This is a genomic window from Cupriavidus ulmosensis (assembly GCF_977008105.1).
The window spans coordinates 301,405-317,037 of record NZ_CDRMWP010000002.1 but is presented as its reverse complement, the minus strand read 5'-3'; the positions used below and the strand labels follow the sequence as shown (position 1 = coordinate 317,037).

Sequence of the window (15,633 nt, the reverse complement as noted above, 5' to 3'; positions counted from 1 at the left end):
CGGACGGGCGCCCGGGAGAGGCGAGCACCACAATAGTGCGTGCCGGGGGCATGACCCCGAAGCAACGCCCCCCGGAGTGCGGCCGCCGCCGGCCCGGCGCCGCTCACCAGGCCCGGGTCTCGCCGAAGCGGTGCTGGCGGCCGGCTTCGCGCACCGCGTCCGTCAGCACCTGGGCGGCCGGCGCCCCTTCACGCACGAAGGCGTAGAAGCGCGCCTTGGGCAGGGCCGGCATGCGGTCGCGGCCGTCCAGCACGCGCAGGCCCTCGCGCACCTGGCTGCGCGCCACCGGCGTGACCGCGAAGCCGGCGCGCGCCGCGGACAGGCAGCCGGCCATGCTGCTGCTCTCGAACACCAGCCGCCAGGGCCGCCCGACGCGCGCCAGCGCCGCCACCGCCGACTCCCGGTACACGCACGGCTCGGGAAACGCCGCCAGCTGGACCTCGGCCTCGGGATCGAACGGCGCGTCGGCGGCGTGGACCCACACCAGTTCCTCCTCCCACAGCAGCTCGCCGCCCGTCGCGCGGGAGCACTGCTTGCCGAACACGATGTCAAAGCGCCCGCGCTCCTGCTGGCGCAGCAGGTCCGCCGAGGCGCCGACCTTCAGCTCGACCGACACGTCCGGATGCCAGCGCCGGAACGCCTGCAGCATGCGCGGCAGCCAGGTGCCGGCGAAGTCCTCCGAGCTGCCGACGCGCAGGCGCCCGCGCACGGGCGCGCCGCGCAGCCGCGCGCGCAGCTCGCGCTCCAGCGCGACGATGTTGCGCGCATACGCATACAGCAGCTCGCCGTCCGGCGTCAGCGTGAAACTGCGCGTGGTGCGCTCCAGCAGCACCGCGCCGGCGCCCTGCTCCAGCCGCTTGACATGGCCGCTGATGGCCGACGGCGTCAGGCTGAGCGACTCGGCCGCCAGCGCGAAGCCGCCGCAATCCACCACGGCGAGGAACGTGCGCAGCAGGCCGATGTCGAGCGTGGCCGCCGAGGCCGGCATCGCATCCATGTCATGCCCTCCAGATTGATTTCGTAATCTTCACAATCATAGCCAATTCATCACGAATCGGAAATCGCGCGGGTGCTATCGTTTCAAGCTGACCAGGCCGGTCCCCCCACCCAACCTGTTACCCACGAGGAGCGCCGCGCGATGACGGCATACCACTTTGCCAGTACCAGCGTGCTGGACATCGGCTACCTGGAATGGAACCCGCGCGGCGCGCGCACCGCGGTGCTCGTGCACGGCTGGCCGGACAGCCCGGAAAGCTGGCGCGGCGTGGCCGCGCTACTGGCCGGGGCCGGCTTCCGCGTGCTCTGCCCGGCGCTGCGCGGCTTCGGCCCGACGCGGTTCCGCGACGGCGCCACCATGCGCAGCGGCCAGCTCGCGGCGCTCGGGCGCGACCTGCTCGCCTTCCTCGACGCGCTGGCGCTGCGCGACCCGCTGCTGGTCGGCCACGACTGGGGCGCGCGCGCCGCCGCCAACGCCTTCGGGCTGCGGCCGCGCGCCGGCTCGCACCTGGTGATGCTGTCGGTCGGCTACGGCACCAACGACCCGCGCCAGGCCATCCCGCTGCAGCAGGCGCGCAACTACTGGTATCACTGGTACATGGCCACGCCGCGCGGCGAGCGCACCGTGGCGCAGGACCGGCGCGCCTTCGCGCGCCAAATGTGGGACACGTGGTCGCCGCTGGGCTGGTACGCGGAACAGGACTTCGACGAAGCCGCCGCGGCCTTCGACAACCCCGACTGGGCCGCCGTGGTGCTGCATTCGTACCGGCACCGCTGGGGCCTCGCCGAAGGCGATCCCGCCTACGCCGCCGACGAGCGCGCGCTGTGCCCGGCGCCGGTGCTGGCCGCGCCCACGCTGGTCCTGCACGGCGGGCGCGACACGTGCAACCAGCCGGCCAGTTCCGAGGGCAAGGAAGGCTTTTTCTCCGGGCGCTACGCGCGCCAGGTGCTCGACGGCGTGGGCCACTTCCCGCAGCGCGAGGCGCCCGAGGCCGTGGCCGCCGCCATCCTGCGCTTCTGCGCCCAGCCGGGCTGACCGCGCGGGCGGCGGCATGCGCGGCCGGGCGCGCCTGGCCCGGATACATCTGCTGCGCCGGTTCCCGTACCCGGGCGCGCCCCCGCTCGCTGGCGCTGGTGCCGCGCATGGGCAACGTGTTCCGGCAGAGCCGGGGTTGTCGCCGGGCAGGCGCGACGTCGCCGGACGGGGGCGTCCGGCGGCGTTCCGCATGCCCTGGAAGCGATATTTCCGGACACATATTTTGTCCCCCGGCCAGTGCGTCGGAGTACCGCGCCCTGTGAGAAAATGGCGCCACCGAAGCGCACGCGTGCGCAAAAGGAGCCAGCATGCAGCCAACCGCGGTCAAGCAAGGCAATGACGTATTCCGTACCTCGGCCGAGTTTGAACGGGCCATCGATGCACAGGGCGAAACCGCCGCCCAGGAGCACCTGGACCAGGGACGCCCCGTCTACTATGCCGATCCGGAATATCCCGGCTTCATCGTCAAGAAGAATCCCGACGGCAGCAGGGAGCTGGCGACCGTCGATGTCGACGGCCACATTTCGGTAGTCCGGACCATCTAGCCCCTTGGCTCAGCTTTGGGTCATCGCAGGCCCGAACGGTGCCGGGAAGACAACCATCGCCGATCGCTGGTTCGCCGGCCGCATTCCGGTGATCTCTCCCGACACGATTGCCGCGGAACACCAGGTCTCGCCGGTGGAAGCCGGCAGGCGCGCGGTTCTTCGGCAGGAAGCGCTTCTCGCGCAGGGCATTTCGTTCGCCGTCGACACCACGCTCTCGGGCAAGCGTGAACTGGCGCTGATGCGCCGGGCCGGGGCAGCCGGCTACAAGGTCAATCTCGTCTTCGTCGGCGGCCCCGGCCCCGATCTGTGCATCGCCCGGATCGTCCAGCGGGTGGCGAGGGGTGGCCACTGGGTACCGCCAGGCGATGTACGCCGCCGCCATGCCCGCAGCCTCGCCAATTTTGCTCCGGCCTTTGCCATTGCTGACCGATGCTTTGCTCTCGACAATGCGGCACTGCGCGCCCGCCTGATCCTGTCCTGGGACGAAGGCCGGCTCCGGCGGCGGTCGTCCCGCTTGCCCGAATGGGCCCGCACCGCATTCCCTCCCCACGTCCTGCTCCAGAGCGGATCGTCCGATTGACCTCGGGGTCGCAGACGCCGGCCGCTACTGCGCCTGCGCCGCGCCACCCTCGCTGACGCCGCCGTCATTCTGTGCCGGCGCGGGCACGGCGGGCGGCAAACCCGAGACTGGCGCGCCCGCCTGCGGCGCTGCGCCGGCCGGCGCGGGCACCGCGGCCGATGCCGGGGCATCGCCAGGGTACGGCGCGCCGCTGTCGCTGGCGGGCGGCGCCGGAGCAACCGCGCTGGCCTCGCTGGCGGCCGCGCTGCTTTCGGTGGCGGCGGGCCGCGGCGCGCGCCGGGGCGGCGGCGGCGGCGCCTCCGGCTTCGGCGCGCTGCCGAACAGGCGCTGGTACCAGCCGCGCACGGTGCCGGCGATGGTGTCCCAGAAGCCGCTGTCTTCCTGCTCGGCGAAGCGGACGTTGGCGTCGATCAGCCGCGTGCGCAGCGCGCGCTGGAAGACGTCGCCCACCATCGGCAGCGCGCTGTGCGCGCCCTGGCCCCAGTAGTCGCTGCGCAGCGTGATGCGGCTGTCGTTGAAGCCGACCCACGCGCCGGCCACCAGTTGCGGGTGCATCAGGATGAACCAGCCGTCGGCGTTGTCCTGCGTGGTGCCGGTCTTGCCGGCGACGTCGGCACGGATGCCGAAGCGGCTGCGGATGCTGCTGCCGGTGCCGCGGTCCACCACGCCGCGCATGACGTCGAGCAGCGTCTGCGCGGTGGCCACCGGCAGCGCCCGTTCGGGCGAGGCGTGGCGGAAGGTCTCCAGCACTTCGCCGTTGCGGTCTTCGATGCGCGTGACCATCACCGGCTCCAGGTAGGCGCCCTGGTTGGCGATGGTGCCGTAGGCCGTGACCATTTCCTTGAGCGTGACCGGGCTGGTGCCGAGCGCCAGCGACGGCACGATCTCGAGCTTGCTTTGCCGCACGCCCATGACCCGCGCCAGCCGGGCCACCTTGTCGGGCCCGACGGTCTGCATCAGTTGCGCGGTGATGGTGTTCTTGGAATACACCAGGCCGTCGCGCAGGCTCATGGCGCGCCCGCTGGGCGGGCCGTCGTCCGAGGGCCGCCACACTTCGCCGCCGGCCAGCGGGATTTCCACGGGCTGGTCGATGAAGGTGTCGTCGGGGCTGGCGCCCTGCTCGAAGGCCGCGCCGTAGACGAAGGGCTTGAAGGTGGAGCCGGGCTGGCGCTGGGCCTGCTGCACGTGGTCGAAGGCGTCCTGGGTGAAATCGCGGCTGCCGACCCAGGCCTTGATCTCGCCATTGCGCGGGTCGAGCGCGAGGAAACCGGCCTGGATGCGCGTCTTGGACTGGCGCAGCGCCTGCATGAAGGCGCGGTCCGCCAGCAGCGTCCTGAGGGCGTCCTCGGGCGACTGCCCGGCCTCGCGCGCGGCGCGGAACTCCGGCGTCTCGCGCACGAAGGCCCGCACCAGGTCGCTGCCGGCGGACCAGCCCGAGCGCTGCGACCACGCCGAGTCGGCGATGCCCTGGAGCTGGTTGCCCTGGCGCGCCACGGCCTGCGTGGCCAGCGCCTGCAGGCGCGAATCGATGGTGGTGCGCACCACCAGCCCGTCGGTGTAGATGTTGTAGTCGTTGCGGTCGGCCCAGTTGATCAGCCACTTGCGCAGCTGCTGCGCGAAGTGCGGCGCCGGGCCGGGCGGCTCGGTCTGGCGCTCGAAATCGATGCGCAGCGGCCGCTTCTTCAGTTGCTCGAACCGGGCCGGCGCCAGCTTCTCGTACTTGACCATCTGCGCCAGCACGAGGTTGCGCCGCTGCAGCGCGCGCTCCGGGTTGATGACCGGGTTGTAGTAGCTGTTGCCCTTGAGCATGCCGATCAGCGTGGCGCTTTCCAGCACGTCGAGCTGGTCGGCGGACTTGTCGAAATACGTGCGCGCCGCCATCTCGATGCCGTAGGCGTTGTAGAGGAACGGCACCGTGTTGAGATAGGTCTCGAGGATCTCGTCCTTGGTGTAGAGCGCCTCGATCTTCAGCGCGGTGATCGCTTCCTTGAGCTTGCGCGTGAGCGTGGGCGCGCGGCCGATCTCGTCGGGGTAGAGATTGCGCGCGAGCTGCTGCGTGATGGTGGAGCCGCCCTGGCGGTCGCCCGAGAAGGTGCGCAGCGCGGCCGAGCCGAGCCGGCGCCAGTCCAGCCCGAAGTGCTGGTAGAAGCGGTGGTCCTCGGTGGCGATCAGCGCGGCGGTGACGTTGGGCGAGATGTCCGCCAGCCGGACCCATTCGCGGTTGGCCCACTTGTACACGGCCAGTTCCTTGCCGTCGGCCGAGAGCACCTGCGCGGGCCGGTCGGACTTGGCCTTGCGGATGTCGCGGATGCCCGGGGTGAACGGCACCAGCACCACCACGTACAGCAGGAACAGCAGCGGCACGGCGGCCACCGCCCTGAGCACGCCGCGGCGCGTGGGGCGCCGCAGGCGGGAGAGGAAGGCAAGGCGGCCGGCGGCGAAGGTCTTGATCTGTTCCAGATTCATGAAGCGAGCGGCGGACGGCGGCGCGGCCCGGCGCGCGGCCGGCCAGCCGTCAATGGAAAGGCCTGCATCCTACCAAAAACGCACCGCGGCGCAGCGGGGTGGCGCCGGCGCCGCCTAATCGAAGCGATGCTCCACCAGCATCAGGCTTTCGTCCGTCTTTTCCCAGCGCGTGGCATAGGTGGCATCGAAGCGCACCACGCGCCGCAGCTCGGGCGCGTACCACGCCACCGCCGTGTAGAGCACGGAACTCTGCGCACCGCCGGAGGAAAAGCCGTAGAAGGGCCGCATCACATAACCCTTGTAGCTGATGCGCAGCACGCGAAAGCTGCCCGCCGGCACGGTGATGGTGGACTCGCCGGTGGCCTCGCCGCTGAGTTCGGTGCTCAGCTCGGAGCCGGGCTGCTTGTAGCTGTACTTCCAGCGCTGGCCCGGCTTGACGTTGTCGGGCACCCAGCCGTGCGGCGGCGAGGCGGCATCGAACTCGCCGCCGCTGGGCGTGACGAGCCGCTCCAGGCGGCCATCGCGGCTCTCGATGCGCGCGCCCTGGTTGAAGGTCACGCGCTCGCCGTCGATCCTGTCGACGCGGTAGACCACCTCGCGCCGCTTGCGGGTGAGCTTGTCGAGCAGGTCGTAGCGCCAGACCTCGCCCACCGCCGGCGACTGCTTGCCGGCCACGACGGCGCCCGCTTCGTCGACCGCCGCTGCCGCCGCCGGTCCCGGCGAAGCGGCGGGAGCGGCGGGCGGAGGCGACTGCCGGTAGCTGGCCATCGCCGCCACGCCGCGCTCCCTGGCCGCCGCGATCCAGCCCGCGGGCACGGCCTTGAGTAGCTTGTCGCCCGCATCGGCGCGCCCCGCGATCACGCCCACCAGCCGGCCGCTGTCGTCGAACACGCCGCCGCCGGACGAGGCCGGCATCTGCGCCGTGACCTCGATGCGGTCCAGCTTGCCGTCCGCGCCGGCATGCAGACCCGCCACGCTGCCTTCCTGCAGCGCGACGCCCGCGGCGTCCGGGCTCGCGGCCGCCACCACCTTCTGGCCGAAGGACGGCGCCGCCGCCGTGGAGACGGCCACCGCCGGCGCGCTGAAATTGGCCACGCGCAGCAGGCACAGGTCGCGCTCGACGTCGGGCGCTTCCAGCGTGGCGTCATAGCTCACGTTGTCGCGGCGCACGGCGATGCCGCGCGCGCCGGCCAGCACGTGGCAGGACGTGACGAGTTGCCCGGCCCCGATCACCACGGCCGAGCCCGAGGACAGCGGCGCGTTGTTCTGGCCCGTGGTGCGCACCCCGTAGACGCTGGGGGCGAGCCTGACGAGCAGTTGCGCGCTGTCGAGCGCGTGGGCGCTGGCGGCGGCAAGCAGGAGCGCCGCGGGCGCGAGGGACAGCGCGGCGCGGCGCGGGGTGCGGGTCGTGATGGTCATGGGCGGGGAAAGAGAAAACCGTGGTCCCTGGATGGGAGAAGCGAAGCGCCGCCTCATCGGGCCGGCATCAGGTAGCGCAGGTCGTCCATGCGCACCGTGCCGGCGTCCGCCGGCGCGGAGGGCGCCGAGCGCGCGGGAACGACAGCGGCGGCAACCGGCGCCGGGACAGGCGCGCGGACAGGCGCCGGAATAGGCACCGAGACAGGCACCGGAACAGGCGCGGCGGGAACCGCAGCGGCAACGCCGGCCCCGGCCGTGCCGGCCGGCGCGGAGCCGGTGGCTGACACCGACACAGGCAGATCGCCCGTGTAAGCCAGGCTGGCCAGTTCCGCGCGCGCGCCGTCGGGATATTCCTCCCGCAGCACCACATGGCCGGCGAACAGGCCAAAGTCGATCGAGGTGCGCAGATATTTGGTCTCGCCCGCAGCCAACCGGAAAGACAATGTGGTTTCGACCTCGGTCGTGGCCGAAGCGACGAAGCTGCCGGGCTTGCGGTCGACGAAGAAGAAGCCGCCGGGACGGCTGCGCCCCACGACCTCTTCGTCGATGCGCAACTCCGGCTGGATGGCGGCGCCCATCATCGACGCGGAGCGCAGGAAGAAGATCCGGCCTTCGCCCGCGCGCAGGGGCGGCATGGCCTGTTGCACGTCCTGGAAAGACGGCCCCGAGGCGCAGCCCGACACCAGCCATGCAGCCGTGCCGGCCGCCAGCAATACCCCTTTGATACCCATGTCCCGATACCCGCCCGTCTGGTCTGGTTCTGCGTTTTTCGTTGTGGCCGTATTCTGCAGCGGCCATGCGGATTGGACAAGGGCGCGGCCGGCCGCGGCTGCCTCACTCCCCGGCGAAGGCGGCCTCGGCACGCTGCGCGAGATAGCCGCGCAGGTCGGCTGGCCACGGCGCGAGCAGCTGGTCGAAGCGCGCGCGGTCTCCCGCGAACAGGGCGCGCGCCACTTCCTCGAAATTGGCCTCGCCGCCGGCGGCCGCGGCCATGAAGCGATAGCCGGCCTCCTGGGCGTGGCGGATGCGGTCCTTGCCCGCGCCGGCGCGGCGCGCCTCGTCCACCAGCCTGCGCAGCACCACCGAAGCGCCGCCCGGTTGCGCGCCGAGCCATTCCCAATGGCGCGGCAGCAGCGTGACCTCGCGCGCCACCACGCCCAGCCGGGGACGGCCGGGGCCGCGCGGCGCGCCGGCTTCGTCCACCGGCGCGACGGCGGTAACGGCGGTGGTGGTGGCAGACGCGGCCTGCTCCGCGGCGGCGATGCGCGCGGCCACCTCGTCGGCGCTGCCGCGGAAATCGACTTCCGCCTGCTGGCAGTCGTCGTCGCAAAAGATCAGCACGCCGGCGACCGGCTGGTCCGCGAAACGTTGCCTGACCTGCCGCGCCACTTGCGCGAGCGGGCCCGCGGCGATGCGCCGGCTGCCTTCGAAGGCGGTGTACTGGACTGGCTGGTTCTCACTCATGACGGACTGGCGTTGCCGCGGAAGATGGACGATGGCGCCAATATTACCCGGGTGAAATTGGATCGTCAATATTACCCGGGTAAAAATAGAGGGACGGCACGGGTACGCCAGGCCGCACAGGCGGCCACATTCAAATTACCTCAATGACTTGTTGATATTTCCGTCACGCACGCCCGCGCCACCTGCCTAAACTTGCTTTCACCGGCGGGCAACACAGCCAGCCGAAGCCAGATCCCGCAGTTCAAAATTTCGCAATCATCGAGGACATCGCCATGAGCGCCATCGCCACCAAGATCGCCATCGTCTACCACAGCGGCTACGGCCACACCGCCAGGCAAGCCCAGGCCGTCGCCCGCGGCGCCGCCGGCGTGGACGGCGTGGAAAGCCTGCTGATCAGCATCGACGACATCGACCAGCACTGGGACACGCTGGAAAACGTGGACGGCATCATCTTCGGCGCCCCGACCTACATGGGCAGCGCGTCGGCGCAGTTCAAGGGCTTCATGGACGCCACCTCGCGCAACGTCTTCGCCAAGGGCGGCAAGTGGGCCAACAAGGTGTCGGCGGGCTTCACCAACTCGGCCTCGCGCTCGGGCGACAAGCTGGCCACGCTGCAGCAGTTGTCCATCTTTGCCGCGCAGCACGGCATGCACTGGGTCAACCTGGGCCTGCCCCCGGGCCACAACAACTCCAAGTCGACCGAAGACACGCTGAACCGCCACGGCTTCTTCCTCGGCGCCGCGGCGCAGTCGAACGCGGACGAGAGCGCGGACGTGGTGCCGCCGCTGGCCGACCTGCGCACCGCCGAACACCTGGGCGCGCGCGTGGCGGAAGTCGCGCGGCAACTGGCCGTCGGCCGGCGCGCGCTGGCGGCGGTCAAGCAGGCTGCCTGAACCTGACGCACGGGCACCCGCGGCCTGACGCACGGGCACCCGCGGGCACGCCACGGGCGCCGCCGCCGCGCATGGCGGCGGTGAGGGCAGGGGCCGGGCACCGGACAATACCAGTGCCCGGCCCCTTGTCCGTTCAGAACAGCTTCGAGAACAGCCAGAACAGGCAGCCCGACAGCAGGATCGCCGCCGGCAGCGTCAGCACCCAGGCCATCATCAGGTTGCGGATGGTGGACATCTGCAGGCCCGAGCGGTTGGCCGCCATCGTGCCGGCCACGCCCGACGACAGCACGTGGGTGGTGGATACCGGCAGGCCGAAGGCATCGGCCGCGCCGATGGTGGCCATCGCCACCAGTTCGGCGGACGCGCCCTGCGCGTAGGTCAGGTGAGTCTTGCCGATCTTCTCGCCCACGGTGACGACGATGCGTTTCCAGCCGACCATCGTGCCGAGGCCGAGCGCGATGGCGACGGCCACCTTGACCCACAGCGGGATGAACTTGGTCGCGGCGTCGATCTCCTGCTTGAACGCGGCCAGGTTTTCCCTGGTGGTGGCGTCGAACTTGACGGTGCTTTCCTTCTCCAGCAGGCGGATGGCCTCGGAGGCGAGATACATCTCGTTGCGCACGTTGGCCACCGCGGCGGCCGGCACGCCAGCCAGGCTGTCGTGCGCGCGCACCTGGTCGCCGATCCCGCCGGCGACGACGGCCAGCGCCGGCACCACGCCGGCGTTGAACTCGTGGGTGCGCAGGTAGGTCGACAGCACGCCGCGCGGGTCGGACGGGGCCGCCGCCGGCGCGGGCACGCTGTGCCGCAGAGCTTCGCTGGTGATCTGGGCCACGGCGGCGAAACGGGTCGTCTCGTCGACCGGCATGGCGCGGTTGAGCGCATACGACAGCGGCACGGTGCCGACCAGGATCAGCATGATGAGGCCCATGCCCTTCTGCCCGTCGTTGGAGCCGTGCGCGAACGACACGCCAGTGCAGGTGAGCACCAGCAGGCCGCGGATCCACAGCGGCGGCGCCTTGTTGGCGACCGGCTCGGCATACAGCTCGGGGCGCCGGACCAGCGCGCGCAGCAGCAACAGCAGGATGGCCGCGCAGCCGAAGCCGACCAGCGGCGAGAGCAGCAGCGAGTAGCCGACCTTGATCGCCTGCGGCCAGTCCACGCCGCTGGTGCCGTCGCGCCCGTGCATCAGCGCATTGGCCACGCCCACGCCGATGATCGAGCCGATCAGCGTGTGCGACGACGACGCCGGCAGCCCGAGCCACCACGTGCCGAGGTTCCAGATGATGGCGGCGATCAGCAGCGCGAACACCATCGCGAAGCCGGCCGCGGAACCCACCTGCAGGATCAGCTCCACCGGCAGCAGCGAGATCACGCCGAACGCCACCGCGCCGCTCGACACCAGCACGCCGAGGAAGTTGAACACGCCGGACCACATCACCGCGAACTGCGGCGGCAGCGAGTTGGTGTAGATCACCGTGGCCACGGCGTTGGCGGTATCGTGAAAGCCGTTGACGAACTCGAAACCCAGCGCGATCAGCAGGGCAACGCCGAGCAGCAGGAAGGGCAGCCACGTGGTCGGCATCGACGCCGCCGAGGACAGGTCGTGGACCAGGCTCATGCCGGTGTAGGCCACGCCCGCGGCGACCAGCAGCAGGAAGGCCAGGCCGGTGAGCTTGCCGGGCCGGTGGTCCAGGTTGGGGCGCATGCGCCCCGCATCGGCGATGGGCGCCGTTTCGATCGTGTTGCTCATGTTCCGCTCCCCCTTGCGCAAAGATGAAGCGCCATCCTCCTGCCGGAGCATGACACTCCCATGACGCGCGTCTCATGCGCATCACAAAGGGGGCGGACTATTTCCAGGCGGAACCGGGTGCGCGGCCGGCCTGCGGCCGGCATTTCCGCGGCGGTTTCAGGGCGTGGGCCCGGGGCGGGCCAGCAGGCGGATCAGCCCGTCGATCTCGCCCGCGCAGGCCTTGGCGGCGCGCGCCTCGGCGGCGCGGTAGAGGCGGATCACTTCCTCGCCGACGGGCGTGAGCACCGTGCCGCCGCCCTGCGAGCCGCCGTGCTCGGAATCGACCGCCGGCTGGGCCAGCGAGCGGTTGATCTCGTTGAGCAGGTCCCACGCCCGCTTGTAGGACATGTCGAGGCGCTTGGCCGCGGCCGAGATGGAGCCGCAGGCGCGGATGGCTTCGAGCAGGGCGATCTTGCCGGGGCCGATGGCGATGGTATCGCCGAGCATGATGCGCATGCGCAGGAGCGCCTGCGGTGCGTCCGGGCTGACGGTGGTACGGGAGCGGGCTAGTTTGACCATGACGCGATGGTAACTCGGCGCGGCCCCGCGGCGGTATCGATGCGCACCCGGAACGCGCCCGCCGCCGTCCCGATATGTGCGCCGCGCGCTATGTTAGAGTCGACATAACGCCGGCCGCGCCCCCGCGAGCGCCGCGCCGGCAGCCGGGAACGCCGCCACGCGGCGCGCCCGCGGAACCACGGGAGGAATCCAGATGCGCAAGCCGAACGGTCCGCTGTCCGCATTGTTGTGCGCCGCCCTCGTGCCGCTGCTGCTGTCGGCATGCGGCGGCCCCAACATCCCCGGCGGCGTGGTGGCGCCACCGGCCCCGGCCGATGGCCAGTTGCAGGTGGCCGGCGCGCTCGACCGCCCGGCAACGCTCACGCTGCCCCGACTCCACGCGCTGCCCGCCGTCACCCAGACCGTCAGCTTCGCCAGCAGCCGCGGCACGCAGACCCATACCTACGTGGGCACGCCGCTGTGGAACCTGCTCGACGGCATGGGCATCCAGGCGGACCCGGCAGCCAGGAACGACGCGCTGGCGCGCTATGTGCTGGCCACCGGCGCGGACGGCTACCGGGTGGTCTTTTCCCTCGCGGAACTGAAGCCGGACTTCGGCAACCGCGCCAGCCTGGTGGCCTATGGCGAGGCCGTGGACGGCGCGGCGGCGCCGCTGGCCGCCGGCGGCCCGCTGCGCGTGACCGCGCCCGGCGACGGCGAGGGCGGGCGCTATGTGGCCGGCCTGCGGCGGCTGGAAGTGCGCGCGTCCGGCTCCACGGTGGCCGCGGCGGACGGCGCCCCCTCGACCCGGATCGCGGTGAGCGGGGCGGTCAGGCAGCCCGGCAGCTTCGACCTCGCCGCGCTCAAGGCACTGCCGGCGGTGACGCGCACGGTCGGCGCCCACACCTATACCGGCGCGAGCCTGTGGGACCTGCTCGATGCCCGGGCCGGCCTGGCGCCCGGCGCGGCGAAGAACGGCATGCTGGCGATGTACGTGGTGGCCACCGGCAGCGACGGCTACAAGGCGCTGGTGGCGCTGGGCGAGATCGCGCCCGGCTTCGGCAACCAGCCGGACCTGATCGCCTACGAGATGGACGGCGCGCCGCTGGGCGCCGGCGGCTTTGCCCGGCTGGTGATTCCGGGCGACGGCAAGCCCGGCCGCCACGTCTCCAGGCTGGTCAGCCTGGAGGTGTTCGCGGCGCCGCCCGCCCGCTGAGCCCGCGCCGGGCTCAGGCGCGCACGGCCAGCAGCACGCTGGAGGCCTTGAAGATGGCGACGGCCGCGCCGCCCTGCTTCAGGCCGAGGCCGCCGACGCTCTCGTTGGTGATGATGGCCACGATCTCGCCGCCCTGCGGCAGGCCGATGGCGACCTCCGAATTGACGGCGCCGGTCTTGATGACCGACACCGTGCCCACGAGCTGGTTGCGGGCCGACAGCAGCGTGCCCGGATCGGGCACGCCGACGATCACCGACGAGGCCTTGATCAGGGCGGTGGCGTCCTTGCCCACGGCCAGCCCCAGCCGCCTGGTGCTCTCGCCGGTGATGCTGGCGACGATGCGCACGCCGCCGGCAATCTCCAGGTCGATCTCGTCGTTGACCGCGCCCTGGCGGATGGCGCTTACCTTGCCGTCGAGCTTGTTTCTTGCGCTGATATTCATCTTCCCCTCGATTGGTCGATTGATCGATTGGTCGTTTCGGCGGCCATCGCTCTGGCCGCAAGGACGCCGGCGCGCGCGCCGGCGGCAAGCCGGGCACCCAGCCAGCAGATATTACCGCCTTTGCGCGCGGCTTCCGCCGGTCCGGCGCGGCTCCGCACATTCGTTATATTCAATGGTATATTTCGCCGAGACGGCGGGACCCCGCACCTGGCTGCCACGCGGCGCGGTGCCGGGCCTGCCCTTTTCCACGCGAGGTATCGCATGCACGCTCCACCGTTTCGCCTGGCCCGCGCCAACGGCATCGAGACGGCGCTCGGCAACCAGCCGGCGCCCCTGGCCTGCTGCGCGCCGGCGGCGCCGCAGGCACGCCCCGCGCGGCGCCGCGCGCGCCTGGCCGAGCTGGACTCGCACCTGCACTGCTCGATCATCGGCACGTGCATGACCACCGGCGAGCTGCGCAAGCTGGTGCCGCGCTTCGTGGCGCTGGACCGGCAGCGCGCCACCGACCTGGAAATCCACCACGAGGCGGTCAAGCTCGCCGGCGCGGGCGGCGACGGCTGCAAGGCCCTGCAGAAAGCGCTCGACGAGCGCTATGCGCAGGCCCTGCGCCACTTCAACGCGGCGCGCGACGCCGACGCCGTGCTCAAGCTCTGGCAGGAAGCGGTGGCCAGCGGCGACATCCCGCCGGCCTACTGGGCCGTGATGACCCATCCGGAAGCGAGCAGCCCGGTGCGCCAGGCCGCCTTCGGCGAGGTGCACATGCTGTCGCACCTGGTGGGCGCCGCCAACCGCGCCGACATCCGGCGGCTGATGGCGCTGGAGGAAGACAACGCCGCGCTGCGCGCCAAGCTCGAGCGGCAACAGGAACGCCTGCAGGAAATGAGCGCGCGGCATGACGCGCAGGCGCGCGAGCTCGCGGCGCTGGGCGAGCGGCTCGCCCACGCCAGCGCGCGCGCTGGCGCCGAGGGCACGCCGGCGCAGGCGGAGCTGCGCGCGCTGCGCGACGCGCTGGCCGAGCACGAGCGAGCCGCCGCGCTGCACGCGAGCCGCCGCGAGGCCGCGGAGCAGCATGCGCTGCGGGAGCAGGAAGCGGCGCAGGCGCTGCGCGCGCAGCGCGACGACGCGCTGGCGCAACTGGCCGCCAGCCACGCCGAGACGCGCGCGCTGGAACAGGCCGTGCTCGCGGCCGGCGGCCAGGACGGCGAGCCGCGCGGGCGCCATCCGGGGCTGCGCCACCTGGAGGGCAAGCGCATCGTGTACGTGGGCGGCCGCCCTGGCTCCAACAACGCGCTCAAGGCGCTGGTCGAATCGACCGGCGGCCATCTGGTGCTGCACGACGGCGGCATCGAGGACCGCAAGGGCCTGCTGGCCGCGACGGTGGCGCGCGCCGACATGGTGGTCTTCCCGGTGGACTGCATCGACCACGATTCGATGAACATGATCAAGCGCGTGTGCGAGCGCCACCAGGTCGCCTACCATCCGCTGCGCACGGCGAGCGTGGCCAGCTTCGTGGAGCTGGCGAGCCGCGTGGCCGTGCCGCCATCCGGCCACGCGGACACCGCCGCCGCGCCGCGCGCCGTGGCGCTTGCCGGCGCGCGCGCGCCGTGATGCGTCCCTCGCGTCCTTGCTATCCTTCGGGCCGGCGCGCCACGCGCTTGTCCCCTCCGGCCGCGCCGGCGGCCTGAATCCGGCCGCCATCCCGGGCCGGCGCGTGACCACCCGCCTGCGGCCCGCCGCGCACCCGCTTCGCCACACCCGCCCGCGGCGCATGCATTGACGCGCGGCCGGCGCAGCTGGCCGGCGCACGGCCCCGCCCTCCCCGCTCCGGCGCAGGCCATTCCGAATGGCATCGGCGCGGCGCGCGCCGCGCCGGAATGCGCGAGCTGCCTGCCGTTGGCGGAACGTCCCTCGCCGCGCGCACAGGCTGCAAACAGGGCCTTCGCATTGCGATTGGCCGACATGCCGCGCCGCTGCGCGAGCATCTCGGGAGATTCCTACAGCACAGCAATGTGATTGGGAATTTTCCCCTCCTACATTGGGAAATTTCCCAAAATCATGTCGGAAATGGCGGGATAAAGTCCTGCGTGTTATCGGCATGTTCCGCCCGGACCCGCTCGCGCGCCGTTCTGGCGACCCCACATGACAAGCCACCCGTCCTTGACCGCGCCGCGCAGCCGACAGGCATTGCGTGGGCTTCCGGCGTGCCTGTCCGCCGTCTTTCGCCGGCGAACGCACGAGCCGGCCTCCCACTCCAGGCCGCCGTCGCGCCACGGACGGCCCGGCGGA

Annotated in this window: 14 protein-coding genes; 6 read left to right on the top strand and 8 right to left on the bottom strand. The window is 71.8% G+C overall.

Annotated features, from left to right (window positions below):
• Positions 1 to 103: 103 nt before the first annotated feature.
• Positions 104 to 997, bottom strand: a complete 894-nt coding sequence (locus tag ACWTPI_RS21330; protein WP_020202795.1) for a LysR family transcriptional regulator — start codon at positions 995 to 997, stop codon at positions 104 to 106.
• A 141-nt stretch (positions 998 to 1,138) separates the two neighbouring features.
• Here ACWTPI_RS21330 and ACWTPI_RS21325 point away from each other — a divergent pair, with 141 nt between their 5' ends.
• The 3 genes from ACWTPI_RS21325 to ACWTPI_RS21315 all read left to right on the top strand — a co-directional run bounded on the left by ACWTPI_RS21325 (position 1,139) and on the right by ACWTPI_RS21315 (position 3,157).
• Positions 1,139 to 2,032, top strand: coding sequence for an alpha/beta fold hydrolase (locus tag ACWTPI_RS21325; protein WP_454732643.1), 894 nt, complete (start codon positions 1,139 to 1,141; stop codon positions 2,030 to 2,032).
• A 308-nt stretch (positions 2,033 to 2,340) separates the two neighbouring features.
• A complete protein-coding gene (locus ACWTPI_RS21320) occupies positions 2,341 to 2,577 on the top strand; it encodes a hypothetical protein (protein ID WP_020202793.1) in 237 nt (78 codons plus the stop codon).
• Positions 2,578 to 2,581: 4 nt separating this feature from the next.
• Positions 2,582 to 3,157 (top strand): AAA family ATPase, encoded by a 576-nt coding sequence (locus tag ACWTPI_RS21315; RefSeq protein ID WP_454732642.1) that lies wholly within the window; start codon positions 2,582 to 2,584, stop codon positions 3,155 to 3,157.
• Between the two features lie 24 nt (positions 3,158 to 3,181).
• Here the strand turns inward: ACWTPI_RS21315 and ACWTPI_RS21310 are convergent, their stop codons facing one another.
• The 4 genes from ACWTPI_RS21310 to ACWTPI_RS21295 form a co-directional block, all read right to left on the bottom strand.
• Positions 3,182 to 5,623: a penicillin-binding protein 1A gene (locus ACWTPI_RS21310; RefSeq protein ID WP_454732641.1), complete on the bottom strand. Its 2,442-nt coding sequence runs from the start codon at positions 5,621 to 5,623 to the stop codon at positions 3,182 to 3,184.
• A gap of 114 nt (positions 5,624 to 5,737) precedes the next feature.
• Positions 5,738 to 7,042, bottom strand: coding sequence for a S1 family peptidase (locus ACWTPI_RS21305; RefSeq protein WP_020202790.1), 1,305 nt, complete (start codon positions 7,040 to 7,042; stop codon positions 5,738 to 5,740).
• Between the two features lie 53 nt (positions 7,043 to 7,095).
• Positions 7,096 to 7,773, bottom strand: coding sequence for a DUF2846 domain-containing protein (locus tag ACWTPI_RS21300; protein WP_454732640.1), 678 nt, complete (start codon positions 7,771 to 7,773; stop codon positions 7,096 to 7,098).
• A gap of 103 nt (positions 7,774 to 7,876) precedes the next feature.
• Positions 7,877 to 8,506, bottom strand: coding sequence for a DUF2239 family protein (locus ACWTPI_RS21295; RefSeq protein WP_454732639.1), 630 nt, complete (start codon positions 8,504 to 8,506; stop codon positions 7,877 to 7,879).
• Positions 8,507 to 8,778: 272 nt separating this feature from the next.
• Between ACWTPI_RS21295 and ACWTPI_RS21290 the strand changes: the two genes are divergently transcribed.
• On the top strand, positions 8,779 to 9,399 hold the full coding sequence (locus ACWTPI_RS21290) for a flavodoxin family protein (RefSeq protein WP_020202787.1): 621 nt from the start codon (positions 8,779 to 8,781) through the stop codon (positions 9,397 to 9,399).
• A 133-nt stretch (positions 9,400 to 9,532) separates the two neighbouring features.
• Here ACWTPI_RS21290 and ACWTPI_RS21285 read toward each other — a convergent pair whose 3' ends face one another.
• Both ACWTPI_RS21285 and ACWTPI_RS21280 read right to left on the bottom strand, forming a co-directional pair.
• Positions 9,533 to 11,152 (bottom strand): inorganic phosphate transporter, encoded by a 1,620-nt coding sequence (locus ACWTPI_RS21285; protein WP_454732638.1) that lies wholly within the window; start codon positions 11,150 to 11,152, stop codon positions 9,533 to 9,535.
• Between the two features lie 156 nt (positions 11,153 to 11,308).
• Complete coding sequence (locus tag ACWTPI_RS21280; RefSeq protein ID WP_231401599.1) at positions 11,309 to 11,710, bottom strand: winged helix-turn-helix domain-containing protein; 402 nt, start codon at positions 11,708 to 11,710, stop codon at positions 11,309 to 11,311.
• Positions 11,711 to 11,903: 193 nt separating this feature from the next.
• Between ACWTPI_RS21280 and ACWTPI_RS21275 the strand changes: the two genes are divergently transcribed.
• A complete protein-coding gene (locus ACWTPI_RS21275; RefSeq protein ID WP_454732637.1) occupies positions 11,904 to 12,905 on the top strand; it encodes a molybdopterin-dependent oxidoreductase in 1,002 nt (333 codons plus the stop codon).
• A 13-nt stretch (positions 12,906 to 12,918) separates the two neighbouring features.
• Here ACWTPI_RS21275 and ACWTPI_RS21270 read toward each other — a convergent pair whose 3' ends face one another.
• The gene (locus tag ACWTPI_RS21270; RefSeq protein ID WP_454732636.1) at positions 12,919 to 13,347 is read right to left on the bottom strand and encodes a TOBE domain-containing protein; all 429 of its coding nucleotides are present in this window, start codon (positions 13,345 to 13,347) and stop codon (positions 12,919 to 12,921) included.
• 261 nt (positions 13,348 to 13,608) lie between these two features.
• Here ACWTPI_RS21270 and ACWTPI_RS21265 point away from each other — a divergent pair, with 261 nt between their 5' ends.
• Positions 13,609 to 14,955: a DUF2325 domain-containing protein gene (locus ACWTPI_RS21265; RefSeq protein ID WP_454732635.1), complete on the top strand. Its 1,347-nt coding sequence runs from the start codon at positions 13,609 to 13,611 to the stop codon at positions 14,953 to 14,955.
• The last annotated feature ends 678 nt before the right edge of the window (positions 14,956 to 15,633 follow it).